Below are 25285 nucleotides of genomic sequence, written 5' to 3' on the forward strand. Positions count from 1 at the left end.
TGCGACTGACTGCCGAGGCGAAGAACAACGACCGCAAGCTGACGGCTTCCGCTGCCCCTCTCGATCCCAGCATTCGCCGGGAGTTCGCCGCCGTCAGCCGGGCACTCGACGAGCGCTTTGGTCGCAATGCCATCATTCGCGGCGAAAAGGATCTCATCAATCGTGTGCCACCAGCGCAGCGCAATGCTTTCGAGGCGATGCAGGACAGGTTGAAGGTCCTGCAGCGGACGGTGCGCATGGAAAGCAGCGAACAGATCATCTCGGAACGGCACCAGCGGGCTGTCAGTCGTGGCATTAGTCTCTGAGACCAATGAATGAGCTGCGGGAGAGATTATGGACGGCAGGAAATCGCTGCAATGCGATCGCCCGCGCCTATATCGCGATCGAGATCAAGAACCAGGCGCGCGGTCGCTCGCTCGCCCGTCAGCTGTGGGCCATCCCTCGGCTCATGGAGTATTCTGTCAACCCAATTACTTGGCGGAGGCAGCGAACGGCTTCAAGCAGCGTGTCGATCGCGGGTGCATGACTCAAATAAGCTGACTTTGAGGATGCGCCCCATTTCCTCGAACTCAGCCGAGCTGCCCTTCAACGCGTCTGAAACTCCTGGTGCAGGATGCGGCAGGCGTCTTTCATGACAGGACTTTTGTAGCCATCGTATTCAGATAAAACTAGTCCCCCTGCTCTGCGTGTTGATCATGAACCCTTCGCTGTGGGGACACCCTGTCTGCCCCTACACGTCCCGCTCCCGAAATCTGCGTTCAACCGAGCGGCTGGCATGATCACCGCGAATCTGTCCGACCTATAAGGCCGGACAGATTCGTAGTGTCGGAATGCTGTCGGAGTAAACATGCGTGCGACATCAAAGCCGATGGCCCTCGCATTTGTTTTCGAATTTCCCCAACTGCTGGAAAACTCGGACCCAAAACTTGAAATCGCCTGAGCGACCGTCGGAGCGAGCGCTTATGGCACACCAGGCTGCCGCGGTTTTCGCATGTTGTCCGTAAAGCGAACGGACAGCAGTACTTATGTCCCCAACATCTGCATCACTCCAAAAATCCGGTGCGGTTGCGGCGCAGCCGGCTGAGAACCTTTCGAACATTTCGCGCATTAAAAAGCCCCGTTACCGTCCGGAAACAGGCCATCAAATTATGCCGGACGTCGATCCCACCGAGTGGGCCACGATCACGTGCCGTCCCTGGCAAATACGCGCTTCAGTGCGAAGTGCTTCTCATGCTCAACATTATGTTGTAACAAAACCGAAAGGCAAGCTATAAAAACACCCGCAATGAGAGCGATTTTCGCGATATTTTACGAATCAGGCTTGAGGTGTCACTTAGAATGAGGCAATCCGGTGAGAGTTTTGTCGTAGCAAACGTAGAAATGGTGGGGTCAACAGCTGGCGGTGCGAGCCGATGAGCGCACTTCTGGCGATCGTATCCCGGGATGCCGACTATTATTTGATGCTGTCATACATCTTGAGGGGGGCCGGATACAGGACGGTGCTGGTCGATATTCCAAACGAGGCCGTGGCGATCGCCGAGGAGCGCGGCGCTGCAGCTATCATCGTCGACTGCCAGCCGGGTTCACAAATTCTGGCTGATATCGCGTCGAGCCTGGGAGAAAAGGGGCTTGCCGACGAACTCACACTCATCGCACTCGTCGCCGAAAAGGCCGCTTATCTCGACATCCTGAAAGCCGACGTCGATGAGAGCTTCACAAGGCCGATGCCTCCGGAACGGCTGCTGTCTTATCTCCACGGTGAAATAGGCAATTCCTCCGACGAAGCGTCTGGCCGCTTCGTTCCAATATATGACGATCTGAAGCTGGACGTCAGCGGCCGGCGTGTCTTGGTAAGGGGTATGCCGGTTAATCTCAGCCCGATCGAGTTTCGTCTGCTGAGCGCTCTTATGGGTGACGCGGGGCGTGTTCTAAGCCGCGCGGAACTGATCGCGGTCGCTTGGCCGAAATCAGCTTTCGTCGAGCCTCGGACAGTCGATGTTCATATCGGCCGGCTCCGGCGTGCATTGAGGCGGGCGCTTGGCCGCGATTTGATCCGCACCGTGCCAAAGGAAGGATATGCAATCGACGTTGCGTAAAGTATGTGACTTCCCCACGTTCACATGTTCATCGAAACTTCCCGAAAACTTGCTGTCGCCTTCGTTGCATAAACGACGATCACGCGCATAGCTTGAAGTCCGTTGAACATTTGGGAGCACAACATGCAAGAGGCAGCTTCGGGCGCCGGATCGGCGAAAACATCCCACAGAAACACCGCGGGCCTGATCAGCCACGCGAGTCCCCACTTTGCCGCCGCCCAGCTCAACGGCTTGATGGCCCTCTATGTCCATCCGTCTGACGGTCGAGCGGTGGAGCTGCCGGTTTCGGATCGCCGATTGAAGCGCGTCGTCGACTTCGTCCGCTGCTCGTATCTCGGGCTCGACAATCACCCCTCAATCATCGAAGGCGCAATAGAGACAGTTCGGCGCTACGGAACACTACACTGGTCCTGCGCCCGGACGCGGCTCAATTTTGCAGTCCTCGGAGACCTCGAGGATGCTCTTTCTGATCTCTTCGGCGCGAGGGCTATCACCTACACAACAGTGCTTGCCGCCAACTTAAGCGCGCTTCCGCTGATTGCGTCCGGCGTTCTGACGGGCGGCAAAAAACCAGTCATGGTATTCGACCGTCTCGCGCATGCAACGCTCGCCTTCAACAAGCCCGTCGTTGCTGAAGAATGCGAGGTGCGCACTATAGGCCACAACGATCTTCAGGCGCTCGAAGAAATTTGCCGCCAGAACGAGGCGGTCGCCTATGTTTGCGACGGTGTCTATTCCATGGGTGGCTGTGCCCCGATCAAGGAGTTGCGGGAGCTTCAGGAGCGATACGGCCTCTTCCTTTACATCGATGATGCTCACGGTATATCGATTTTCGGGGAAAGAGGCGAGGGGTTTGCCCGTTCACAGATGCCAGAAGGTCTCGGTGAACGGACGATCATCGCCGCCTCGCTCGGGAAGGGCTTCGGAGCGTCGGGCGGCATGCTGATGCTCGCAACGGCGTTCCAGGAAGAGATCTTCCGGCGCTTTGCTCTCGCGCATGCCTTCTCGGCCTCCATCAATGTTGCGGCGATCGGTGCAGCTCTGGCCTCTCAGTCGATTCACCGCACACCGGAACTTGGTGTGCGGCAAAGGACGCTCGCAGAACACATCTCTCTTTTCGACGAGCTGGTGCCGACCGCACAGGCAGGGTCCCGACTCCCGATCAGGACCGTCGTCGTCGGTGACGAGCTTGCGGCAATCGGCGCTGCCAGACTTGTACTTGATTCTGGTTACTACACGTCGGCCATTTTCTTCCCGACTGTGGCCAAGGGAAGGGCGGGGCTGCGAATATGTCCGACTGCCGGCCACACGGCATCCGAATTGCGCGACGTCGCAGCTGCCGTCAATCGTGCTCTCAAGGGATAAAGATCTGTCTCCGCCCCTTCGGGCGGAACCACCGCCAAAGGGGGATCGTTATCGGATCCAGGCATTCCAACGCTCGAGCATCATCGCAGCATTGTCGTTGATCCATTTGGCGTCCGGGATGACGATGTAATCCCGGATGTCCTCGTCGCTCGGCAGTGCCGCGCGTGCAGCCGGCGACATCAAATCGATCGCCTTGCGGCTCGGCGGCGTGCAAAGGAGTTCGTTGCACACCCCGGCCTGCGCCTCCGGATGATCAAGCCAGTAGCCGATCAACTTCAACGCGTTTGCGCGGTTCGGCGCATCCTTGATAATCGTCAAGCGATCGCCGACGAGGAACGAGGCCTGTTTGGACCAGGCGATCTGGCGTCCTTCCGCCTTCAGTGTATTTGCGCGCGTCAGCCAGATCTGCCCGATTCTGTAGTCGCCGTTGCGAAAGCCCTGAACGCTCTGGTCACCGGTCTTCCACCAGAGCGATATCGCCGGGCGGATCTCGTCGAGCTTGTTAAGGGCGCGATCAACGTCGAGCGGAAAGAGTTTGTCGCGCGGAACACCATCGGCGAGGAGCGCGGCAGCCATTACCCTCCACGGATCGTCGAAATTTGGAAACGAGCGACCCCCAGGAAATTTTGTCTGGTTCCACATATCGGCCCAGCTCAACGGATTCCCATCCTTGAAGGCAGTCGGGTCGTAGGCCATCAGCGTTGCGGTTGAAAAAAGCCTGGCCCCAGCGCTGACGCAGGCATCCTCGACCAGATCTGGCCGGCTCTGGAAAGACTTGCAAAAGTCGGTCAGGTCTTCAGATGTAAGCCGATGCGCTTCAGCGCTCGCCTGGATCTCGCCGTCCGGATAAAGGTCCCAGGTCACGTTGCCGGTCTTGACCATGGCCGCCGCTTTCGCCCGCATCTCGGCATTCGTTGCCGCGACGGAAACAACTTTGATGCCGGTCTTTTCGGTAAACGGCTCGAACCAGAATTTTCGAAGCGCGGCATCGTAGGCGCCGCCTGTGGTCGCAATGATGACCTGCTCCTCGGCTTGCGCCGCCCCCGCACCGGCAAGCATGAGGCAAGCCGCAAGCAGTGGCTTGATCTTCGTTCGCTTTTTCATCGGTTCTTCCTCTCTCCGATTGATGTGATCATGTTAATCCTCCCCGCGGCCGGTAAGGAGATGAATGGTCCCCATGAGCAGCAGCGATACCGCGACGAGCAGCGTCGAAACCGCCGCTATGACCGGGGTGAGATTGAAATCGATGTCCTCGAACATCTTGCGGCTGATCGTTTTTCCGCCCGTATCGGAAATGAAGAAGGCGACTGTTGCCTCATCGAACGACGCCAGAAACGCAAAGACCGAAGCCGCAGCCACCGCCGGGGCGATGTTAGGAAGCACAACGCTGATAAAGGCGCGGCTCCGGCTTGCCCCGCAATTCAGTGCGGCAAGCTCGAGTGACGTGTCGAAGCGCTCGAGTGCTGCCGACACGGTGATGATCACGTAGGGAACAGCAAGTACGGTGTGCGCGATCAGGAAACCAGCGAAATTGCCGGTCAGACTGAGCGGGGAAAAAACCAGATAAAGGGCAACGCCAAAGACAACATGGGGAACGATCATTGGCCCCAACGACAATGCCCGCAGAAGCGTCTTTCCCGGCAGATTACCGCGAACGAGCCCGATGGCGGCCAATGTACCGATAACCGTCGAAGCGACCGTCGTCGCCAGCGCAATCTGCAGACTGAAGATCGTTGCTGCGCGCCAGTCCGGATCGGATAGAAAGTCGATATACCAGCGAAGCGTCAGGCCCCTCGGCGGGAACTCGATATAGCTGCTGTCGTTCAGCGAAATCGGGATGACGAGCAACGTCGGCAGAACCAGGAAGAACAGGATTTCCCCGATCAGGAAGCCCCCAAGGAGCCGCAATGCCGCTTTGCCGTAAGGCCGATGGGTGCTGTTGACGGGAGAGGGGGCGAATGAGGCGGTGACTGCGGGCTCAATTGACACTGTTCATTCCTTTGCTGACGGAAAGCGCCTTGCGGAACACAAGGACAAAGATCAGCGTCGTGGTCAGAAGGACGGTCGCGAGCGCTGCGGCAAATGGCCAGTCAAGCAGAACGGTGGTTTGCTGGCCGATCAGCGTTGCCATCATCAATGCTCCAGGCCCGCCGACGAGTGCCGGCGTGATATAAAAACCGATCGCCAGGATGAAGCACATGACGCATCCGGCAAAGATTCCAGGCAAGCTGAGCGGCAAGGTCACGCGCCAGAACGCGCTAATCGGGCCGGCGCCGAGATTGCGGGCGGCTTGAGTGTACTCTGCAGGAATAGTGCGAAGAACGTTGTAGACCGGCAGGATCATGAAGGGCATGAGAACATGCGTCATCGCAAGGATCACCGCGCCTTCGGTGTAGATTAGCTTCAACGGACTGCCAATGAGGCCGCTCTCGATCAGCAGACCGTTAACGATGCCGTTTCGCTGCAGCAGCACGATCCAGGCATAGGATCGCACCAGCACTGAGGTCCATAGTGGGACCAACACCGCGGCCGATACGAGCATCGCCATCCTGCCTTTGGCATGCGCCATGAGAAAGCTAACCGGAAATCCAAGCAGCAAGCTCGTCACTGTTACGATGGCGCCCGTCTGCAACGTCCGAAGCAGGACTTCCATGTAGAGTGGCTCGGTGACGATCCGCTCGTAATGCTCCAGCGTGAATCCCGGCGCCATTAAGCTCAAAGAGACGAGCCGTCCAATCGGATAGATGAAGCCTCCGGCCAGTAACAGCATCAACGGCGCAATAAGCAGGAACGTCAGCGCATGCGAATACTGGCGCGCCGAGCGTGAGAAAAACCAGCTCGCTGGACGGGTTGGTACAACGCGTGGATTATCGACGGTCGTGGTCATTTCATCCCTCCTCAACCGTAAAGAGCCGGAGGCCGTCGCGTTCGGCGACGACGTCCACGAGTGCCCCCATTGCGAAGGGCTCCCTCTTTCCATCAGCAGGGATCTGCACCTGAATGATCTCGCCGCTTCCGAAATCAGTGCGAACGAGATGAAGGTCGAAGGAGCCGGCAAAGACCGACGTTTCGATCCGACCGGGGAGGGCGTTCTGTCCTCCTGCGCCCCGCGCTGCAAGGCCGAGGCGCTCAGGGCGCAGCGCGAGCCGAACGCGATCACCTATCTTTGCCGAACCCTCGAAATTATGGGCGGCACCGGGCGTATCAATAACCACGTCGTCACCCAGTCTGATGGTGTGACGACCAGCGGTCTTGCCCAGGAATTCTCCCGTTAGGAAATTCATCTTGCCGATGAAGTCGGCGACAAAGGCACTCTCCGGATTACAGTAAAGATCCGCCGGGCTTCCAAGCTGCACGAGTTGCCCCTTTGCCATGACAGCGATCCGGTCGGACATCGTCAACGCCTCCTCCTGATCGTGCGTCACGTAGATGACCGTTGCACCGAGGCGCCGCTGAAGCTGCTTGATCTCGATCTGCATGGATTCGCGCAGCTTCTTGTCCAGTGCCCCGAGTGGCTCGTCCATCAAGAGAACAGGCGGTTCGAACACCATTGCTCGCGCGACTGCAACCCGCTGCTGCTGGCCGCCGGAAAGTTCGTGGGGATAGCGCTTGGCATAGTCCGGGAGTTGGACGAGGTCGAGCGCCCGGCTAACGCGTTCTGCCCTGAGGTCCTTGCGGATGCCGCGCATCCTCAGGGGAAAGCCGATGTTTTCGGCGACGGTCAGATGCGGGAATAAAGCATAACGCTGGAAGACCATCCCGATATTGCGGCGATCGGGCGATACGGCGGTGACATCGCGCCCACCAATGATAATGCGTCCGGCAGACGGACTTTCGAAACCGGCGATCATTGTCAGAAGCGTCGTCTTGCCCGATCCGGATGGACCGAGGATCGACAGGAATTCGCCTGCTGAAATGTCCAAGGTCACTGCGCCTACGGCAGTCTGGCTGCCGTAGGCCTTTCCTATGCGATCGATAAAAACAGGCGCACCAATCAAACTGATATCTCCTTTGCTTTAAGATGCATTGATCCCTCCCGACTCCGCCCGCGCGGCGCCAGGTGGTGTGAGTGTCGTGCCGACAAGGCCGGCATCTGTTCAGGCATGGCCGCACGGGGCCAAGGCGTTGCTAATATTCACGATCCCGTTATGCTGTCACATTGCGTGATCAATTTTTACACAATGCATTTTTGTTGCAACAAAAATGTGAAGAAGTCAACTCGTGGGGAGTTAATTTTGAACGAGAATACAACTGAAGAGGAATCGCCGGCGTCGGAATTGCACTCCGGGCGTCTCAGCGACTTCGCCTATTCATCCATCAAGGAGCAACTTACGCGGGGCGTATACAAGCCCGGTCACAAGTTGCCGATCCGTTCGGTTGCCGAAATGCTGAAGGTTGGTGCGACGCCGGCGCGCGAGGCGATTAACCGCCTGGTCTTTGAGGGTGCGCTCGTCATGGTGGGTCCTAAAACCGTCATCGTCCCGCATCTCGATCTTTCGGCGCTTTACGAAGTCACGCAGATGCGGCTTGCCCTCGAAGGATTAGCGACCGAAAAAGGCGCACTTCGTGCGACCAATGATGTGCTTGACAAGCTATTGGTAATACAGGAAAAAATCACACTTTCGCTCGAGGAAAAGCGCTACGGCGATGCTCTTCACGACAATAAAGAATTCCACTTTACCATCTATCGACTGTGCGAGATGCCGCACCTTCTTTCGACCATCGAGGCCCTATGGTTAAGGATCGGCGCCTCGTTCCACGACCTCTATCCTGAGTTTGCGGAAGCGAAATACGGTGTCCACAACCACCTGGCCGCGATTGAGGCTCTGGTGGATAAAGATCCCTCCGCCGTCCGAGCGGCAATGGAAAACGACATTCGAGACGGCTATCGGCGCCTCAAGAAAGCAGCGCAGGAGCGTCTCAAGCGGCAATAACATCGTGGCCGGATTTTTTTGTTGCAACTTCTTCGGGTTCATGATTTTTGTAATAACAAAATTATGAAGGGTCGCGCCGTGACCCATTTGCCGGAGAAGATCGAATGTTTCACCCTTATATCTTGCGCGACGGCCGGGGATTTCCCCGGTCGAGGTCCGAACATTTCTTCAAAAAGGGTCGCCGCGTGTTTCCAACCGGGATCACGCGCGTCACCGTCGATCATGAGCCCAGCCCGCTCTACATTTCGCGCGGGGAGGGGGCCTATCTCATCGACGTCGACGGCAATCGCCTACTCGACCTAAACAATAATTTCACGACGCTGATTCACGGCCATGGTTTTCTTCCAGTTGCCGACGCGGTTGCAGATCTTCTTCATCGCGGCACATGTTTCTCTAACCCGACCGAGCACGAAATCACGCTGGCCGAGCTGTTGATCGAGCGCATTCCGGCTATCGAACATATTCGCTTTGTCAGCAGCGGGACCGAGGCTGTGATGTTTGCGATCAAGGCCGCTCGCGCCTTCACTTGCCGGCCCGGCATCGCACGGATTGAAGGCGCCTATCACGGCGCTTACGACTGGGCGGAAACGGGGCAGGCGGTGTCGCCGGCTATATGGAACGATCCCTCGGTGTCTCAGGCCGTACCGGCCTATCGCGGAATGCCCCGTTCGGTAAGGGACGAGGTAACGGTTATCCGCTTCAATGACATCGCGGATCTAGAGCGCCGAATTGCTTCGGCTGCCCCTTCACTGGCTTGTATCTTGATCGACCCGATGCCAAGCCGCGCCGGGCTGATAGCGCCTGAGCCAAGCTTTTTTGCCGCTGTCGAGGCGATCGCGAAGCAATACGGGATTCTCATCGTGGCCGATGAGGTCCTTAATCTGCGGCAGTCATATGTTGGGGCGTCGGCCCGCTATGGTCTCCACCCCGATTTGGTCGCCGCCGGCAAAATCATCGGCGGAGGTTTTCCCGTCGGGGCGATCGGCGGGCGCAAGGACGTGATGCGGGTGTTCGCAAGCGACAGCGGCAAGCCGCTGCTGCCGCAAGGCGGCACGTTTTCGGCAAATCCCGTATCGATGGTTGCGGGCCGGGTTGCCATGGAGGCGATGACGGATGGCGCTTTCGCTGCACTCGAGAGCCTTGGCGATAGAATCCGGGCTGGACTTCGAAAGGAAATCGCGCGCCACGGGGCAGCCTTCAGCGTGACGGGGGCGGCATCCTTGTTTCGTATCCATCCGAAAGGAAAGCAGCCAACGGACTTCCGCGAGGCGTATCTCGCCCCGGAAGAGGCCGAGTTGATGGGGCGGCTCTCCAGGCATTTCCTCAGTTGCGGCATCCTGCTTCCCAATGGCGCTGCGGCGTGCCTTTCGACGGCAATGACAACTGCGGACGGTGATGCGGTCGTCTCAGCCTTCGCAGACTTCCTTTCAATCCTCGAAGCAACTTCAACCGAAGCAGGCATGTGACCATGGCAACTGATCATCTAACCGTCGCCGAGCGGATCGCTCTTTCCCTGAAGAGGCACGACGTCACCCATATCTTTGCTCAGAGTCTGCCTTCGGCGGTTATCCTTGCGGCCGAAGCAATCGGCATACGTCAAATCGCCTACCGTCAGGAAAACATGGGCGGGACCATGGCCGACGGGTATGCGCGGCTGTCAGGCAAGGTCGGCGTTGTAGCAGCGCAGAACGGACCTGCGGCAACGCTTCTCGTTCCGCCGCTGGCCGAAGCGCTGAAGGCTAGCGTTCCGGTCGTTGCTCTCGTTCAGGATGTGGAACGAGATCAGGCTGATCGCAATGCATTCCAGGAACTCGATCATCTCACCCTGTTCCAATCATGCACGAAGTGGGTGCGCAAGGTGCTCGTTGCTGAGCGGATCGACGACTATGTCGATGCTGCTTTCACGGCAGCCGCCTCGGGCCGGCCGGGACCGGCAGCTCTCCTGCTCCCCGCCGACCTCTTGCGTGAGCAGATCTCCCCTTCGCTGTTTCGTCGTGAGGCTGTGCTTGGCCACTGGCCACTCGATCGGTTGCGTCCACGCGATAGCGACATCGAGCACGCAGCCTCGATGATCGCCGCAGCCCAGGCGCCCATCGTCATCGCCGGAGGAGGCGTCCATGCAAGCCATGCCGCCGGCGAGCTTTCGGCGCTACAGGACGAAGCCTCGCTTGCCGTCCTGACGACCAATATGGGAAAAGGCGCGGTCGACGAATACCACCCGCTGTCAGCTGGCGTTCTCGGTGCTCTCGTCGGGCCGAGATCGCTTGGACAGCACGCGCTTGCCCTCGTCGAAGAAGCCGATCTCGTCATTCTGGTGGGGACGCGAACCAATCAGAATGGCACTGACAGTTGGCGCCAAATTCCCCGGTCCGCGTCAGTCATCCACATCGATGTCGATCCCACCGAAATCGGACGTACCTACGAAGCGGTCAGATTAGCAGGCGATGCGGCCGAAACTATCAGCGCGCTTCGCCGCGCGCTTGCCCGACGCGATCTCTCTTACCGCGCATCGCAGCGCGACAAGTTGACGGCTCGGATTGCGGGTTTCTGGCGCGCGTTTGACATGGAGCGACGATCTATTGCCCGTTCGGAGAACAGTCCGATCCGTCCCGAGCGAGTCATGTCCGACCTGCAACAAGTATTGACGGCAGAGACGACCGTTGTTGCCGATGCGAGCTATTCCTCGATGTGGGTCGCGGGCCAGCTCCGAGCCCTTTCGGCCGGCATGCGCTTCCTATCGCCGCGGGGCCTTGCCGGACTTGGGTGGGGCCTGCCACTTGCGCTCGGCGCGAAAGTGGCAAAGCCCGACAAGCCGGTCGTTGTCATCGTCGGGGACGGCGGTTTCGCGCATAGCTGGGCGGAGTTGGAGACCATGGTGCGGAGCAAGCTTCCGGTACTCATCATCGTGTTGAACAACGGTATCCTTGGCTTCCAACGTGATGCGGAAACTGTCAAGTTCGGCAGCTTCACGACTGCCTGCAGTTTCGCGGACGTCGATCATCGGCGAATTGCGGAAGCTTGCGGCTGCCCAGCAGTACGCATCTCGGATCCCGCCAACCTTTCTCAATACCTTGAGCGCGGTCTCTCTGGAGACGGGCCCTTGCTGATTGAGGTAATAACAGAGGCCGCCGCCCATCCGCCCCTTTCGCTGTTTACTGGAATGGATCAAGCGGCATGAGCCCTGGTGGCAGTTCGCATGTTGCGGTCATCAGCGGTGGCACGACTGGGATCGGTCTTGCCACTGCGTTTCGACTTCTCAGGGCCGGTCATCGGGTTGCGGTCTTCAGCCATGGTGAAGCAAGCGTCATGGCCGCGGGCTCTGCGCTTGCCGAGGCTTTCGGGCCAGAGCGCTCGCTTACGAGAAAGGTCGATCTCCGCGAACCGGCGGCGATCAATTCCTTTTTCGGCGAAGTCACCCGTGTCCTAGGCGCACCTGGGATCCTCGTTTGCAACGCGGGGATTTCGCCGAAAAGTCCTGACGGCCCTCTTCACGTCGCCGACCTTACCCTTGAAGAGTGGAACGACGTGCTCGCCGTCAACCTGACAGGGACGATGTTGTGCTGCCGAGCCGCTCTGCCCGCCATGAAGGAAAGCGGTTTTGGACGGGTCATATTCGTTGGATCTCTTGCCGGCCGGACGATACCGCGGATCGCCGGCGCGAGCTACGCGACGTCCAAAGCCGCACTTTCAGGATTATCCCGCGTGCTGGTCTCTCAATATGGCTCCTACGGCATAACATCGAATGTCGTGGCGCCAGGTCGCATCCTGACGCCACTCACAGGCTCCCCGCAAAGCAAGACCAACATCGACGCGCTCGCCCGTATTCCGGCGGGGCGGCTCGGTGCACCGGACGACGTCGCCGCGGTGATCGCGTTTCTGGCATCGGAGGATGCACAGTTCGTCAACGGAGCCATCATAGATGTCAATGGCGGCGAGTTCGCAACGAGTTAGGGCTTGCCGCATCGTCAACCGACAGAAGAGGCGATAGACATGACCCCGGTCATTCTGGTCTGCTCACAGGACGCCGAGCTTTATCTGCTCCTCGCGCATATTCTGCGTAGTGAAGGCTTTGAGGCTCGTCTTGCTGCAAGTGACGACGATGTGGTGGACGCCTGCACATCAATAGAGCTTTCCGCCGTCGTACTGGATTGTGCAGGTTGGCCGAGTGACGTTGCGCCCCTGTGTGCGCTCTTGAAGGGCTCGGGGCTTTCCGTGGGTGCACTCATCGGCGAGGATATGCGCACGCAGCACCTGCAATTGATCAAGGCGGGCCTCGACGAAGGCATCACGCGTCCTCTGTCGCCTGCAAAGCTTCTCGCCTTTCTGCACGACATAAGCCCTCGGCCGGCGGTTTCGACTCTGCCAAATTGCGCTTCCGCCGCCGAGATTGTCTTCGGGCCGCACGCAGTCGTGGTTTCAGGCAAGATTGTAGCGCTTGCGCCTATTGAAATGAGAATCCTTAAATTCCTAATCGAAAGGCAAGGGCAGATCAGTACCCGCAAGCAACTCATCGAGGCCGTTTGGCCAGTTCCGCACGCTGTAGAAAGCCGGACCGTTGACGTGCACATTGGCCGGCTGCGAAAAGCGTTTGCAGGACTCCGCAATCTGAGGATTCGCACTGTCTATGGCGCGGGTTACGCGCTCGATACCACGATTAACCTCCGCATGTTTTAGCGCCCCGCGACTACCATGGCAGGCGTGCGTGGCAAGCTGCCCGCTGATATTGCGAGACATCATAACGTCTTGTGACGAAGGGCAGCGATGACGCGGTCGGCCATGAAAGCGCAACGGGCGCCATCGAACGGGAACAGGGCCGAGAATGCGCCGGAGAGCTGCTTTTCGATCGAATGGCGCATCATCTTGCGCGCCCGGTGCAGCCGGGTCTTGGCGGTTTCGGGTCTTATGCCGAGGTAAGACGCGGCCTCGTCTGTGCTCATGCCCTCGACATCCCGGAGCACGAACACGGCGCGAAAATCATCCGGGAGTTCGTCGACCGCATTCTCGAGGAGATGCCGCGCCTGGCTCCTGGCGAGCTCGGTTTCCGGATTGGTTGCTGACAGGGAGGAGGGAAACTGTAACACTTCGCCACCTGGCGCCATCGTCTGCATATCGATTTCCTCGAGCCCGGTGGTGTTCTTTCGGGCCCGCACGCGACCCAGCGCCTCGTTGAGCGTAATGCGGGTCAGCCATGTCGAAAGTTGCGCCTCGCCCCGGAACGTCGCCAGATTAGTGAATGCCTTGATGTAAGCGGCCTGGACGACATCTTCCGCCTCCGCATCGTTACGGATGACGGCGCGCGCCGTCCGGAACAGGCGCTGATTGTGACGCTGAACTATGGTGCGGATGGCGGGCTCGTCGCCTGCTTTTGCCAAGGGCACGAGATCGGCGTCGGACAGTATCGACATCTGCTGCCGGTGTCGCTCGGCCGGAATCGGAATGGCTATCATGGGGAATTCTCCGCCCGCTCGCGCATCTTTCGATTGGAGCCCGGCCTATGGCCGGACGTCCAGCTTGCCCGTCATAGCGGGATGAAAACGACAATAAAAATCAATCGCTCCCGCTTGGGCGACCGTCATGCGGGCTTCCGATGTCGGCGGCAGGTCGATATCGAAGCTCTTGTCGCGAGCGGTTGCCGTGTGCCGGAATATATCATCGTTTCTCCAGACGATCACATCGCCCACATGCAGCTCGGGAGGCGGCGAGCTGAATTTCATGCCGGTGATGGTGATCTGATAGTCCGCCGCCGAGGCAACCCCGTTGCCTGCCCAAAGTAGTGCAAAGAGCAGCGGGAGCCGTAGGGATTTCATCAGCAAGCCCATTGCCATGTCTATTTGGTCTTCGAAGCCAGATGCTCGGCATGCATCTGGTGCTCCTTGAACAGGGTCAGGCCCGTTTCCAGCAGCGACTTGAGCTCTTTATTCCCAGCCGACGGGATCAAGATGTTGGCAAGCGCGTCGTTGACCGACTTGTGATAGGCGACTTCGTTTTCGACATAGGCCTTGTCGAACGCCGCGCCGTCGAGCGCCTCCAGCGTCGTCAGTTCCTTAGCTGCTTGTGTCGACAAGGACTGGCTGACGGGGTTGTCTTCGGGTGTCACCTTCAGCATCTTGACGAGAGCGAGCGCCTGATCGTTGACGGCCTTGTGGTCGCGCTCCATGGTTTTGGCGAATGCAATGACTTCGGCATTCTTGCTCTTCTTCAACGCCTGTTCTGCCGCGGTGACATCGATCTGTCCCGCTGTGTAGGCGATGTGGGCGATCTGAGGATCGGTCGGCTTGGCATCGGCGGCGATCGAAGCCGTGCCGAGTGAGGCTGCCATCAGAGTGGCGCCGAGAATTCGCTTCAACATGATCTGTCTCCCTTGTGTCGTGACCGATGCCTTCCGGCGGCAACGGTGGTGCGCCTTCGGAAGCGAACATTGGATGCAGGTTCGTCGAAAAGGTTCCCGGAAATTTCGGACACGGAAAGGGCGTGTGTCATCGACGTCGGTCACCGACGCGTCAGTCTTTGCCGATGAAGCGCTGAAGCACGATAGCGTGATTGTGGTCCACGTCTTTCGCAGCGTAGAGAAGCGTCGTGTCCGCTTGTCCGATCTGGCGTTTCAGCTCCTCCAGCAGCTTCCAAGGGAGGACTCATTTAGGAACCTTGCACGGCCTCTATGTGCTCGAAGGTTCTCGTGTGAGACTGCTCACGAGCGGAAAGCTGGACGGCAAGACACAGATCATCGGTCTCGACAGTGTGTCTGATAACACTTTGTGGATAGCGATCGAAGGGGAGTGCCTTCGGAGTTCGGATCTCTGACGAAGATTCGCGGCCAATTCCCTCGCCTCCCCATGATCTTTGGCTGAAGCTTGCTGACGCCCTGGACGGTTTCTCGATCTGAAAGGTCGACGCGGGGCATCGGCGCATGTCGCCGGTCTAAGTCTGATCGCGCCACAAACGTGAAGCCGGCGTGGCGCGATGATGCCTCGGGAGCTGATTGCCATCCGTAGCGGAATTTGCCCGCCGCTCAGAAGGGATAATGCTGGGCGGAGTCCTCAACCGTGATCCAGCGCAGGTCGGTGAATTCGGCGATTGCCGCTTTGCCGCCGAAGCGGCCGTAGCCGCTGCCCTTGACGCCGCCGAAGGGCATTTGCGCCTCGTCGTGCACGGTCGGGCCGTTAATGTGGCAGATGCCGGATTCGATCCGCGCTGCAACCGTCATTGCCCGCTGGACATTCCGGCTGAAGACGGCGGAGGACAGGCCGTATTCGGTGTCGTTGGCGATGCGGATGGCTTCTTCCTCGCCGGCAACACGAATGATCGGCTTGACCGGGCCGAAGGATTCTTCCGCATAGACGCGCATCTCGGGCGTGACATGATCGAGCAGCGTCGCCTCGACCACGGTGCCCGAGCGCTTGCCGCCGGCCACGAGCTTTGCACCCTTGGCCGTCGCATCGGCGATCAGCTCTTCCATTTTTTTCGCGGCGTCGAGGCTGATCAGCGAACCGAGAACGACGTGGCCACGCGGATCGCCGGCCGGGAGCTGGCTGGCGCGGGCGGCCAGTTTGGCGACGAACTGATCGGCGATGGTCTCGTCGACGATGATCCGCTCCGTCGACATGCAGATCTGGCCCTGATGCATGAAGGCGCCGAAAATGGCGGCATTGACGGCACCGTCGATATCGGCGTCGTCGAGGATAACAAGCGGCGCCTTGCCGCCCAGTTCAAGAAGGGCGGGCGTGAGATGTTTGCCGCAGGTCTCGGCGATGATCTTGCCGACCTTGGTCGACCCGGTGAAGTTCACGCGCCTGACGGCCGGATGGGCAATCAGCGCGGTGACGATCTCGGGCGCATCTTCCGGCGCGTTGGTGAGAACGTTGATGACGCCGGCCGGCAGGCCTGCTTCGGTCAGCACTGTGGCAATCAGCCGGTGCGTGCCGGGGCATTGTTCGGATGCCTTGAGGACGACGGTGTTGCCGCAGGCGATCGGCATGGCGATGGCGCGGGTGGCGAGGATGACGGGCGCGTTCCAGGGGGCAATTGCCAGGCAGACGCCGACGGCCTGGCGAACGCCCATGGCGAGCGTGCCGGGTTTGTCGGAAGGGATGATTTCGCCGGTGATTTGCGTCGTCATGGCGCCGGCCTCGCGCAGGATGTTGGCGGCGAGCATGACATTGAAACCGGCCCAGGGCGCGGTAGCGCCCGTCTCCTCGATCATCAACTGGGTAAACTCGCCCACTTTGGAATCCATGATGTCGGCAGCCTTCATCAGGATGGCGCGGCGCTGGCCGGGGCCGGTCTTCGACCAGGCGCCAAAGGCAGCGGAGGCGGCATTAACGGCCGCGGCAACATCGTCCAGGCTTGCCGCTGCGGCGCGGCTTGCGAGCTTCTCGGTGAAGGGATCGATGCGATCAAAGGTCCGGCCGCCGGAGGCTGCGCGGTCGGCGCCATTTATGAGGAGGGAAATATTCATCGGAGATCTCCTGGGGACAAGAACTAGAAGCCGAGAACTTCGGCGTTGATGGAAGCTTCGAGGCCGCCGTCGACGGCAATGTTGGTGCCGTTGATCCAGCGCGCACCATCCGAGCAGAGGAAGAGCACGGCGGGTGCGATATCGGCGGAGGTGCCGGCGCGGCCGACGCGGGTGATGTCGCTATCGACCCTGGCGTCGCCGAGCACGGCACGGAACTGCTTGAGGATCGGCGTTTCCACCGGCCCGGGGCTGACGGCATTGACGCGGATGCCACGGTTTTTGAACAGCGGCTGATGGGCGGCGCGCATGGTCCAGAGCAGCAGCAGTTCCTTGGAGAGCGGGTAGGCTTCCTCGTCCTTGAGGCCGTGCTCGGCGACAATCGCCGCCACCTCGGGAAAGCCGTCTATGCCGGCGAGCGACTTTGCCCGCTCGAGATTGGCGCGCCAGCCGTAGCCGGCGATCGAGGCGACGTTGACGATGGCGCCGCCTTCGCGCAGGCGGGGTGCCACGGTTTCGGAGAGGGCGCGAAGCCCGTAGAAATTGACGGCGAGCGTCGAGACGACGCCGGTGCTGCCGGAAAGGCCGGCGACATTGGCGAGCGCGTCGAGGCGCACCGGAAGCTGCGCAACGATGTCGGCAACGCCTGATGCGGTGGACAGATCACCCTTGATGAAGGCGGCACTTCCACTGGCAGGCTCGCGGACATCGACGCCAATGACCTCGGCGCCCATCTGGCCGGCCAGTTCCGCCGTGCGGGCGCCGATGCCGGAAGCCACGCCGGTCACCAGGATCGTTTTACCAAAAAGCATGAACGTCACCTTTCGCAAGAGATCCGGACGCAAGCCGGCTCATTCTTCCCATTGGATTTTATGCGGACCGGGCAATTTCAGCCGATAGCCGACGGGCAGAAGTTGAAAATCGAAACGGCGCTCGATTTCGCCCCAAAGGCCGCGCGGCAGGTAGAGCGAGAAAATCACGGCGGTGGCGCCGAGGCCGATCAGGTACCAGACGCCGGCTGCGCCGAAGAAGGTCTCGATCACGAAGAACAGGATGGCGCCAAGGATCGCGCCTTCGAACTTGCCGATCCCGCCGACCAGCACCATGAAGATCATGTAGGCCGTCCATTGGACGCTGAAATAGGTCTTCGGCTGGAAGGTGGTGGCGGTCGCCAGCCACAGGCCTCCGGCGACCGCGATGCCGAAGGCGGCGAGCACGAAGAGCAGCCGATTGGTGGCGATCACGCGCACGCCGAGCGAGGTTGCCGCCTCCTCATTGTCGCGGATCGCCTGCATGGCGGCACCGGCGCGGCTGCGCATCAGGAGGAAGAGAGCGCCGAGCAGGGCGGCCATGGCTATCAAGGCGAGCCAGTAGATCGTTGCCCGCCGCATGTTGCCGTCATAGACATTGAGCGAAATCAGCGAGGTTCCCGTTTCCCCCTGGATCAGCCGGTCGAGATTGACGAGCAGATGGGCAAGTTCGGCTATGACCCACATGCCGATCGCGAACTCGCCGCCCTTCAGGCGCAGCATGAACAGCGAAAGCGGGATTGACAGGACGCCGGTCACGACCGCGGCGGCAAACAGCGCGACGAAGGGATTGAGCCCCGCATCGGCCAGCCGGATGGTGAAATAGGCGCCGAGGCCGAAGAACACCTGCTGGCCGACCGAGACGAGCCCACCGAAACCGGCAAGCGCATTCCACATGGCGGCAAGGATCACGTAGATGAACAGGGCTGTCATCCGGTCGATCGCACCGGCGCCGAGCACGGCGGGGGCAAACATCAGCAGGGCGAGCACCGCGGCCATGCAGCCAAGCGCCACCCGCGACGATTTCGTCCAGCGCTCTATCGATATTCCGGTGGAGGCAAGGGTCGCGTTGGGGCTCATGTCGGGCTCCGGAGACGGGTGCGCAGTTTGAGAGAGGCGCCAAATTTATCGAGAACCGGCATGCCGAACCGGGACAGCCTGACGAAAAGCACCAGCAGGAACACGGCATGGCCGCCGATCAGGAAGCCTTGCGGATGCAATTGCGCGCCGAGCGATTGGGCAAGACCGAGAACGATGCCGCCGGCAAGCGTCCCCCATAGTGATCCCGCTCCTCCAATGACGGCCGCCTCGAAGGCGAAGAGAAGCTGTGGGCCGCCGGCATAGGGGCTGAAGGTTGCCCGCATCCCGAGAAAAGCACCGGCGATCCCGACCGTGACCATGGTGATCGCCGTGGCGACGGCGTTTACCCTGCGGGCATCGATGCCGACCAGCCCGGCCGTATCGGGATCCTCGGCCGTGGCGCGGATCGCGCGACCAAGCGCAAAGCGGCTCAGGAAGAACTGCAGCCCGCCGAGAATGAGCATCGCCGTCACCATCATCAGGACGGCAAGCTTGCCGACGAAGATGTGGCCCGGAAGCTGCCAGGATGCATAGGACAGGTTGCCGATGAACGGTGCGAGCGAGCGGGTGTCGGCGCCGAACTGCTCGAACAGCAGGTTGTCGATGACGATCGACAGGCCGAAGGTCGTCAGGATCGGCAGCAGCGTGCCGCCGCGGGCGCTTCGTTCCAGGATGAAGCGCTGTAACAGCCAGCCGACGGCCGCCATGACCGGCAGCACGATCAGCAGGCCGGCGAAGGGCGGAATGCCGAATTTGGCGGCGAGCAGCCACAGTCCGTAAGCGGCTGCGACCGCCAGGCTGCCATGCGCAAGATTGATGATCCGCATCACCGAGAACATGAAGGACAGTCCGCAGGCGATGACGGCGTAGTAGCCGCCGAGCAGGATGCCCTGGAGCAGGGTGTTGATCACGATGCGCTCCTTTCGCCGGCTGCCCGGTGCAATCCGAAATAGGCCTGGGTGACGTGCTCGCGCGTGACGGCCGCCGCCGGCCTGTCGAGGACGATGCGTCCTTCCAGCATGCAGATGACACGGCTCGCCACGCTCATGGCGCGGGCGAGATCCTGCTCGACGAGCACGATGGTCGTCCCCGACGTGAGCAGTGACTGCAACTGGGCATAGACGCGATCGACGACCAGAGGCGAAAGTCCGAGCGAGACCTCGTCCAGGAGAAGAATATCGGGATTGCTCATCAGCGCCCGGCCGATGGCGGTCGCCTGCTGTTCCCCGCCCGAGAGGTGTCCGGTTTTGGCGTGACGGCGGGGTTTCAGGTTCGGAAAGGCGTCGAGGACACGATCGATGTCCCAATCGCCCTTGCGGCCGGAGGTCTTTCCGAGAAGCAGGTTTTCCTCCACCGTCATCTGTGAAAACAGGCGCCGGCCTTCCGGCACCAGAGCGATGCCCTTGGCGATCCGCTTGTGGGACGGGACGGCGGCCAGATCTTCGTCGTTAAGAAGGATGCTGCCGGAGGATGGCAGATGGGCGCCGGCGATCGATCTGAGCAGCGTCGTCTTGCCCGCGCCGTTCGCGCCGACCAGCGCCAGCACCTCGCCCTTGCCAATATCGAAACTGACCCCGCGCACTGCCTGGAGCAGGCCGTGGCGAACGTCGAGGTCGCGGATGGAGAGAAGGCTCATGCGGGTGTTCCTCCGAGATAGGCCTTGACCACCTCCGCATTGCTCATGACCATTTTCGGTTCGCCATCGGCGATGATCCTGCCGGCATCCATGCAGATCAGTCGCTCCGCCACCTGCAGGAGGATGTGAACGATATGTTCGATCCAGACGATGCCGATGCCGCGGCGGCGCAATTCGAGGATGGTTTCGACGAGCTCGCTCGCCTCGCCATCGGTCAGGCCGCCGCCGATCTCGTCGAGCAGCAATAACCTCGGTTGCGTGGCAAGCGCACGAGCAAGCTCCAGGCGTTTGCGATCCAGCAGACCGAGCGTGTCGGCAGGGCGGTTAGCCACCCCGAGCATGCCGCAAAGGGAAAGTGAATCCACCACACGCTCATAGGCCTCGTCGCGGCTTGCGGCACTGCCGTGCGATGCGGCGACGAAGACATTTTCGAAGGTCGTCATGCCGCTGAAAGGCTTGGGAATCTGATGGGTCCGGACGAGCCCGGAGCGGCAGCGTTCCGCCGCCGTCCGGCTCGTGACGTTGGCGCCGTCGAAGGTAATGCTTCCCTCATTCGGCGGGAAGGCGCCGGCGAGCACGTTGAGCAGGGTCGTCTTGCCCGCGCCGTTCGGCCCGACAATGCCGACCGCCTCGCCATCGCCCATGGAAAAATCCAGATTCTCCAGCACCACAAGCGCGCCGAACCGCTTGTGGATCCCCTTGGCCGAGAGAAAGGCTCCCCCCGGCCGCCTTTGCGCTTCCTGTCGCTGCACTTGGTTATCCATTGTAAGCGGTAAGCTTGGCGCCGACCGGGACATTGGGGTCGGTGGCATTTTCGGTGACGACGTAGTCGAGCGCGAATTTCGAGCCCTCCGCCGCTTTCACCCATTGCGTGCCGATGATCGGTCCGGGAGAGACGTTGGCGACGGGGCCGCTGGTGAAATCGACCTTGCCGGCGATCGTGGTGGTCTTCAGCGTGCTGATCGCCTCGGCGACGGCCTCCTTGCTTTTGACGTCCGTGCTGGCCTTCAGTGCATCGAAGCCGGCGTCGAGAAGCGCAAGGCTGGCGCCGAGCTGCTGCGTCCACTGCTTGCCGCTGGCCGTCTCATAGCCGTCGGCGAGTTCGGTTCCGGATACGCCTGTCAGCGTGGATTTGTAGGGGAAGGCCTTGTGCCAATAGGCGGCGCTGCCGATGTTCAGGCCGAGGTCGCCGAGCGCCTCGATGTCGGAGGGAAACAGGCCCGTCTTGGCGATCTGGCAGATCTTGATCTGCTGGGTAAGGCCCTGCTGCGCAGCCTGGCGCCAGAAGGCGGCGAAGTCAGGCGGTATCGGGAACGAATTGAAGATCTCCACGCCCTCCTGCCTGAAGAGAGCGATTTGCGCGGTAAAGTCGGTGGTTCCGGTTTCATAGGCTCCCGGATCGACGATGGTGAAGCCCGCCTTGGCAAGCGCCGGCGCCAGATGGGTGCGGATCGCATTGCCGTCGGCGTCGTTGGGATACATGACGCCGACCTTCTTGTTGGTCTCGATCAGGTTCCACTGCGACACATAGGCCTTGTGGAACTCTTCGACGCCGAAGCCGAAATGATAGGTCCATTTGAAGGGCGACGGCGCGCCCGGCTTGGCGCCGCGGCCGAAATACCAGGCTTCCCAGGGCATGACCGTCGAGAGGCAGGGAATACCGGCCGCTTCGCAGGCGTCGGCCACCGGGTTGATGGTTTCGGGCGTCGAGACGGCGAGCATCAGGTCGATCGCCTGGTTGTTGATCAGGTCCTTTGCCAACTGGCCTGCGCGTGAAGGGTCAGACTGAGTATCCTGGTCGAGAATATCAACCTTCCAGGTCTTGCCGCCCGCCTGCAGGCCGTTCGCCAGCGCCTTGCGCGCCAGTTCGAGCACATAACCGTCCGTCTCGCCGAAGCCGCCGAGAGGGCCGGTGCGCGGACTGATGAAGCCGACCTTCAGCGTATCGCCGCTCTGAGCGAAGGCCGTGCGGCGGGAAAGCGCCAGCGCTGCACCGCCCGCCACGGTCGATGCGATGAAAGAGCGGCGGCTCAGCGATGCCGCGTTGAATTTTCCGCTGCGGAAAATGCCGTTCATGAATTCATTCCTCCCTCTTGATGCGGGCCTCCCAGCCCGTTCCCAGTGTTCATCCCGACCGATCTCAATTCAGATCGGGTAGTGCCGTTTTCCCGAGGCCATGGTGATCCATCTGAGCTCGGTGAATTCATCGATCGCGGCCTTGCCGCCGAAGCGGCCGTAGCCGCTTGATTTGACGCCGCCGAAGGGCATTTGCGGCTCGTCGGAAACTGTGGCTTCGTTGATGTGGCAGATGCCGGATTCGAGCCGCATGGCAACGGCAAGTGCTGTATTGACGTCGGCGCTGAAAACGGCCGCCGACAGCCCATATTCGTTGTCGTTGGCAACCGTCACAGCCTCGTCGACGCTACCGACCCGGATGATCGCCGCCACCGGTCCAAAGCTCTCCTCGCGGTAGATGCGCATGGCAGGCGTCACGTGATCGATGACGGTTGCGTCCATCAGCGTGCCGTTGGCCTGGCCGCCGCAGACGAGAACCGCGCCCTTCTGCAGGGCATCATCGACGAGCGACCTGACACGCCGGACGGCCTCAGTGTTGATCAGCGTGCCGAGCGGCGTGTTGCCGTCCTTGGGATTGCCGGCGACAAGGGTTGCGGCCTTCGTTCGGAATTTGCCAACGAAGCCGTCGGCGATCTCGTCCATGAGGATGATCCGTTCGGTCGACATGCAGATCTGGCCCTGGTTCATGAAGGCGCCGAAGGCGGCAGCACTCACGGCCTCATCGATATCGGCGTCGGCAAGGACGATGAACGGCGCCTTGCCGCCGAGCTCAAGCAGGCAGCGCTTGAGATGCCTTGCCGCGGATTCGGCGATGATCCTGCCGACACGGGTGGAGCCGGTGAAATTGATGCGGCGCACGGCCGGATGGGCGATCAGCGCGTCGACGACGGCGGCGGCATCGCTCGGCGCATTGGAAACGACATTGACGACGCCGCGCGGGAAACCGGCGTCACAGAGGATGTCGCCGATCAGGCCATGGGTCTTCGGGCAGAGTTCGGAGGCTTTCAGGATAACCGTGTTGCCGCAGGCAAGCGGCATGGCAACGGCGCGGGTGCCGAGGATGATAGGTGCATTCCAGGGGGCAATGCCGACGCAGACGCCTGCCGGCTGGCGGACCGCCATGGCGAGGCTTCCCGGAATGCCTGAAGGAATGAGCTCGCCTGATATTTGCGTGGTCATCGCCGCCGCCTCGCGAAGAATATCCGCGCCAAGGCCGCAATTGATCGCCGCCCATTGCGCGGTGGCGCCAGTTTCTCCAGTCATGGCGGCAATGAGTTCGGGCGTGCGGGCCTCGAGGATATCGGCTGCGGCATTCAGGAGCCTGCGCCGTTCGCCCGGGCCGATCTGGGACCAGTCCGGAAAAGCGGCCGCGGCCGCATTGGCTGCCCTTGTCATGTCGCCAACGGATCCTGCCGAAGCGATCGTTGCGACGTCGCCGGTCAGCGGATCGATGCGTTCGAAGGTGGCCCCTTCGGAAGCATCCATCGCCTCGTTGTTGATCATCAGCTTTGCCGCGAACACTGTTCCATCCATTTGCCAGGCATTGGCGCCACGTACTGGCGCCACATGCCGGTTTGCGTTGTTGCCATGGGAGAAAACGAGCGGACGCGGCGCCACGAGGGTCGCCTGACGGTTCCTGCATCTGTTGAAGAGCCTCCTCCCAAAGGCTGATGAGAAAAGGTTACGCCGATCTGGCGCGGATGGAATGCGATTTATTGGGTTAATATTGTAATTATCCGGCGATTACAGCATTGTTTGACTTGGGGAGTGGAGGAGAAGCTTGGCAACGGACGGAGGGATTCATCACTATGCCAGGGGCGAGTGGCACGGGCCGTCGCTGTCGCACCGGCGTATCCGTTTTCAAAAAGGACTCTATGCCGATTTCCATCATTTCCTTCTGCTCGGCGAGGGAAGCGGGGAGCTTCATTTCGACAATGGCGACCATCGGCCGCTACACGGGCCGCTGCTTGCCTTCCTGCCTCCGCAGGCGCGATGCGACCTGTCGATATCAGCCGGAACCGCGGCCCATCTGGTCGGAGCTTCGCCGCAGATCATGGTCGATGCGATCGGCGACAAGGTGGAATCCTATTCGCTGCGCATCTTCACCGAGCAGCGCAAGCTGGTCGAGGCATTGGATCCCTCAGCTGTGGCCGAAATCAGTCCGCTGATTTCGGGCTTCGTGCGGGAATTGGGCGATCCCACCCGCTCCTCCTGGATGGTCGCATCCGCCTATATCAGGCTCATTCTGATGGCGCTGTGGCGCGGTTCCGATGGTGAGAGAAGCGAGCAGCGCGGGCAGGGCGAAACCGGATCGATCCTGCAGAGATACCGGCAGCTGGTCGAGGCCGGCTTCCGCCGGCACCGGCCGATCAGCGATTATGCCGCAGAGCTGGGCGTCACGGCCGACCGGCTGCATTCCATCTGCCAAAGGGCGCTCGGCCGCTCGCCGATCCAGCTCTTGCACGAGCGCGTTGTGCAGGAGGCAAAGCTGAGATTGGAGCGTTCGGCCCGCAATATCCAGGAAATCTCCGACAGCCTCGGCTTTCGCGACCCGACCTATTTCAGCCATTTCTTCAAACGCAAGACCGGCCTTTCACCCGCCGGCTACCGCGAGATCGCCCGCGCGTCGGCCGGCTCGGAAAACAGCATGCTGTCCTCAGGTTACGCCGATTGGCCTTAGGCTCGGGCTCATTTGGTCAAGGCTGGAATTTGCCAGACTTGGATCGGAGATCATGCTGATGCGGAACTCCAAGCCGGCGTAGGCCTGCGATGCGCCAAGAAGCGGTCGTTGCCCCGGCGTGAAGGCATGACAGATTTGGGGCCGGAAGGTGGAGATC

Annotated in this window: 24 protein-coding genes and 1 pseudogene; 9 read left to right on the top strand and 16 right to left on the bottom strand. The window is 60.7% G+C overall.

What is annotated here, in order from left to right; translation table 11 throughout:
• The 3 genes from AC1D2N_RS31555 to AC1D2N_RS31565 form a co-directional block, all read left to right on the top strand.
• Positions 1–305: hypothetical protein (locus AC1D2N_RS31555; protein ID WP_131704063.1), on the top strand; the 305-nt coding region annotated here is incomplete at its 5' end.
• 1107 nt (positions 306–1412) lie between these two features.
• Complete coding sequence (locus tag AC1D2N_RS31560) at positions 1413–2096, top strand: winged helix-turn-helix transcriptional regulator (RefSeq protein WP_018246080.1); 684 nt, start codon at positions 1413–1415, stop codon at positions 2094–2096.
• A gap of 123 nt (positions 2097–2219) precedes the next feature.
• On the top strand, positions 2220–3461 hold the full coding sequence (locus AC1D2N_RS31565) for an 8-amino-7-oxononanoate synthase family protein (protein ID WP_018246079.1): 1242 nt from the start codon (positions 2220–2222) through the stop codon (positions 3459–3461).
• A gap of 48 nt (positions 3462–3509) precedes the next feature.
• Here the strand turns inward: AC1D2N_RS31565 and AC1D2N_RS31570 are convergent, their stop codons facing one another.
• The 4 genes from AC1D2N_RS31570 to AC1D2N_RS31585 form a co-directional block, all read right to left on the bottom strand.
• Positions 3510–4565 carry an extracellular solute-binding protein gene (locus AC1D2N_RS31570; RefSeq protein ID WP_018246078.1) on the bottom strand — a complete coding sequence of 352 codons (1056 nt, stop codon included), beginning with the start codon at positions 4563–4565 and terminating at the stop codon, positions 3510–3512.
• A 33-nt stretch (positions 4566–4598) separates the two neighbouring features.
• Positions 4599–5369 carry an ABC transporter permease gene (locus tag AC1D2N_RS31575; RefSeq protein ID WP_018246077.1) on the bottom strand — a complete coding sequence of 257 codons (771 nt, stop codon included), beginning with the start codon at positions 5367–5369 and terminating at the stop codon, positions 4599–4601.
• 70 nt (positions 5370–5439) lie between these two features.
• Positions 5440–6348, bottom strand: coding sequence for an ABC transporter permease (locus AC1D2N_RS31580; protein WP_018246076.1), 909 nt, complete (start codon positions 6346–6348; stop codon positions 5440–5442).
• Position 6349: 1 nt separating this feature from the next.
• Positions 6350–7459, bottom strand: coding sequence for an ABC transporter ATP-binding protein (locus AC1D2N_RS31585; RefSeq protein ID WP_018246075.1), 1110 nt, complete (start codon positions 7457–7459; stop codon positions 6350–6352).
• 237 nt (positions 7460–7696) lie between these two features.
• On the opposite strand from AC1D2N_RS31585, the gene AC1D2N_RS31590 reads away from it, so the two are divergent.
• From AC1D2N_RS31590 to AC1D2N_RS31610, 5 genes are all read left to right on the top strand, one after another.
• The gene (locus AC1D2N_RS31590) at positions 7697–8395 is read left to right on the top strand and encodes a GntR family transcriptional regulator (RefSeq protein ID WP_018246074.1); all 699 of its coding nucleotides are present in this window, start codon (positions 7697–7699) and stop codon (positions 8393–8395) included.
• A 104-nt stretch (positions 8396–8499) separates the two neighbouring features.
• Positions 8500–9861: an aspartate aminotransferase family protein gene (locus AC1D2N_RS31595; RefSeq protein ID WP_018246073.1), complete on the top strand. Its 1362-nt coding sequence runs from the start codon at positions 8500–8502 to the stop codon at positions 9859–9861.
• A 2-nt stretch (positions 9862–9863) separates the two neighbouring features.
• The gene (locus AC1D2N_RS31600; RefSeq protein ID WP_018246072.1) at positions 9864–11573 is read left to right on the top strand and encodes an acetolactate synthase catalytic subunit; all 1710 of its coding nucleotides are present in this window, start codon (positions 9864–9866) and stop codon (positions 11571–11573) included.
• On the top strand, positions 11570–12346 hold the full coding sequence (fabG, locus tag AC1D2N_RS31605; protein WP_018246071.1) for a 3-oxoacyl-ACP reductase FabG: 777 nt from the start codon (positions 11570–11572) through the stop codon (positions 12344–12346). Before AC1D2N_RS31600 ends, fabG begins: the two co-directional genes overlap by 4 nt.
• A 39-nt stretch (positions 12347–12385) precedes the next feature.
• Positions 12386–13069 carry a response regulator transcription factor gene (locus AC1D2N_RS31610; protein WP_018246070.1) on the top strand — a complete coding sequence of 228 codons (684 nt, stop codon included), beginning with the start codon at positions 12386–12388 and terminating at the stop codon, positions 13067–13069.
• 59 nt (positions 13070–13128) lie between these two features.
• Here the strand turns inward: AC1D2N_RS31610 and AC1D2N_RS31615 are convergent, their stop codons facing one another.
• The 12 genes and pseudogenes from AC1D2N_RS31615 to AC1D2N_RS31670 all read right to left on the bottom strand — a co-directional run bounded on the left by AC1D2N_RS31615 (position 13129) and on the right by AC1D2N_RS31670 (position 23981).
• Positions 13129–13842 carry an RNA polymerase sigma factor gene (locus AC1D2N_RS31615; protein ID WP_018246069.1) on the bottom strand — a complete coding sequence of 238 codons (714 nt, stop codon included), beginning with the start codon at positions 13840–13842 and terminating at the stop codon, positions 13129–13131.
• Positions 13843–13887: 45 nt separating this feature from the next.
• Positions 13888–14214 carry a cupredoxin domain-containing protein gene (locus AC1D2N_RS31620; RefSeq protein ID WP_018246068.1) on the bottom strand — a complete coding sequence of 109 codons (327 nt, stop codon included), beginning with the start codon at positions 14212–14214 and terminating at the stop codon, positions 13888–13890.
• Between the two features lie 8 nt (positions 14215–14222).
• Positions 14223–14744 carry a DUF4142 domain-containing protein gene (locus AC1D2N_RS31625; protein ID WP_026188729.1) on the bottom strand — a complete coding sequence of 174 codons (522 nt, stop codon included), beginning with the start codon at positions 14742–14744 and terminating at the stop codon, positions 14223–14225.
• A gap of 151 nt (positions 14745–14895) precedes the next feature.
• Positions 14896–15009: pseudogene (locus AC1D2N_RS31630) on the bottom strand (DUF488 family protein); the annotation flags it as partial.
• A 395-nt stretch (positions 15010–15404) separates the two neighbouring features.
• Complete coding sequence (locus tag AC1D2N_RS31635) at positions 15405–16850, bottom strand: aldehyde dehydrogenase (protein WP_018246066.1); 1446 nt, start codon at positions 16848–16850, stop codon at positions 15405–15407.
• Between the two features lie 23 nt (positions 16851–16873).
• A complete protein-coding gene (locus AC1D2N_RS31640) occupies positions 16874–17659 on the bottom strand; it encodes a coniferyl-alcohol dehydrogenase (RefSeq protein WP_026188728.1) in 786 nt (261 codons plus the stop codon).
• Positions 17660–17698: 39 nt separating this feature from the next.
• The gene (locus tag AC1D2N_RS31645) at positions 17699–18736 is read right to left on the bottom strand and encodes a branched-chain amino acid ABC transporter permease (RefSeq protein WP_018517497.1); all 1038 of its coding nucleotides are present in this window, start codon (positions 18734–18736) and stop codon (positions 17699–17701) included.
• Positions 18733–19647, bottom strand: a complete 915-nt coding sequence (locus AC1D2N_RS31650) for a branched-chain amino acid ABC transporter permease (protein WP_018246063.1) — start codon at positions 19645–19647, stop codon at positions 18733–18735. The genes AC1D2N_RS31645 and AC1D2N_RS31650 overlap by 4 nt, the downstream gene beginning before the upstream one ends.
• Positions 19644–20372, bottom strand: a complete 729-nt coding sequence (locus AC1D2N_RS31655) for an ABC transporter ATP-binding protein (RefSeq protein ID WP_018246062.1) — start codon at positions 20370–20372, stop codon at positions 19644–19646. The genes AC1D2N_RS31650 and AC1D2N_RS31655 overlap by 4 nt, the downstream gene beginning before the upstream one ends.
• Positions 20369–21124, bottom strand: a complete 756-nt coding sequence (locus tag AC1D2N_RS31660; protein WP_018246061.1) for an ABC transporter ATP-binding protein — start codon at positions 21122–21124, stop codon at positions 20369–20371. Before AC1D2N_RS31660 ends, AC1D2N_RS31655 begins: the two co-directional genes overlap by 4 nt.
• A gap of 4 nt (positions 21125–21128) precedes the next feature.
• The gene (locus AC1D2N_RS31665) at positions 21129–22448 is read right to left on the bottom strand and encodes an ABC transporter substrate-binding protein (protein ID WP_018246060.1); all 1320 of its coding nucleotides are present in this window, start codon (positions 22446–22448) and stop codon (positions 21129–21131) included.
• Positions 22449–22517: 69 nt separating this feature from the next.
• The gene (locus AC1D2N_RS31670; RefSeq protein WP_026188727.1) at positions 22518–23981 is read right to left on the bottom strand and encodes an aldehyde dehydrogenase; all 1464 of its coding nucleotides are present in this window, start codon (positions 23979–23981) and stop codon (positions 22518–22520) included.
• A 247-nt stretch (positions 23982–24228) separates the two neighbouring features.
• Here AC1D2N_RS31670 and AC1D2N_RS31675 point away from each other — a divergent pair, with 247 nt between their 5' ends.
• Positions 24229–25128 (top strand): helix-turn-helix transcriptional regulator, encoded by a 900-nt coding sequence (locus AC1D2N_RS31675; protein ID WP_018246058.1) that lies wholly within the window; start codon positions 24229–24231, stop codon positions 25126–25128.
• The last annotated feature ends 157 nt before the right edge of the window (positions 25129–25285 follow it).

This window comes from Rhizobium sp. P1_B8, assembly GCF_056406515.1.